This window comes from Streptomyces sp. NPDC127092 (genome assembly GCF_042722475.1).
Classification (GTDB): Bacteria; Actinomycetota; Actinomycetes; order Streptomycetales; family Streptomycetaceae; genus Streptomyces.
In genome coordinates this window covers 1-1105 of sequence record NZ_JBHXFE010000378.1, presented here as the reverse complement: position 1 = coordinate 1105, position 1105 = coordinate 1, and the positions used below count along the sequence as shown (strand labels likewise).

The 1105-nt window shown below is 64.8% G+C and carries 2 protein-coding genes; both read right to left on the bottom strand.

The features are described from left to right. A partial coding sequence (locus ACFWJO_RS40595) for a cation diffusion facilitator family transporter (protein WP_386873405.1) occupies nt 1-569 on the bottom strand: 569 nt, incomplete at its 3' end. Next, a complete protein-coding gene (locus ACFWJO_RS40590) occupies nt 569-943 on the bottom strand; it encodes a helix-turn-helix transcriptional regulator (protein ID WP_041103453.1) in 375 nt (124 codons plus the stop codon). The genes ACFWJO_RS40590 and ACFWJO_RS40595, both read right to left, overlap by 1 nt. Nucleotides 944-1105 lie beyond the last annotated feature (162 nt).

Genomic DNA, 1105 nt, shown 5'->3' with positions numbered 1-1105 from the left:
AAACCAGCCAGTGCATCGGCCTGTTGGAATCCGGTCAGCTGGATCACGATCGCGGCCGTGATCACGCCGAGCGAACCGAGAGCGTCATTGAGAACCTCGAGGAACGCGGCACGCATGTTGAGGCTCGAGTCCTTGCCTCCGGCCAGGATGAGGATCGCGGCGATGTTCGCGACCAGGCCGATCACACCGAAGATGAGCAGCTCTCCTGAGGGGACGTCCGGGGGGTCGGTTAGTCGCGAGATACCCTCGACGGCGGTGTAGGTGCCGACCACGATCAGGAGCGTGGCCTGGGCCAAGGCTGCCAGTACCTCGATGCGAGCGAATCCCCAGGTTCGGCTGCTGCTGGCCGGGCGCAACATCATGGTCGCCGCGATCAGCGCGACCAGCAGTCCGGAGGCGTCGACGAGGGCGTGCGCCGTGTCCGTGAGCAGGGCAAGACTTCCGGTGACGACGCTCCCGATCGCTTGCGCGAGCACGATGACGGAGGTGATGGCGAAGGCGATGGCGAGTCGCGTCCGGGCGGTGCTCGACCCGCTGCCGCCGTGCGAATGGTCGTGTCCTGAGCTCATCAGAGGTCCCCGTCCTCGAGGTTCTCGTGATCGCGGTGGTTCTTCAGGGAGAGGGTGGTCCCGGAGGTGTCGAGCAGGTCGTCCGCCACCTCGAGCAGGCCCTTTAGTCGGGGCAGATCGGCGAGGGTGAACCAGGAAGCGCGGCCTTCAGTGCGCGCGGTGACCAGACCGCAGTCGCGCAGGCACGAGAGATGCTTGCTGACGGTCGACTGGGCAAGGTGCATGTGTTCGACAAGGTCGCGAACTCGGTGCTCACCGGTCGAGAGGTGCTGGAGGAGAGCCAAGCGTGTGGGTTCGGCGAGGGCATGGAAGAGCGCGGCATGACTGTCTGCCACCTCGAACTGAGGCTCGGCCGGGATCGCATCAATCGTCATATGGCGATGATATCGCCATTTGGGGTTCCGTAAAGGGGTGGGACGGGACGAGTCGATCCTGATAGACGCGCGAAGGGGTCGCTCGTGGCACGTCGATACACTCGATGTGAAGCGCCCTGGGTTTCGTTCCGAGGTCAGGACGCAACGGGCGCTGAATCCTGG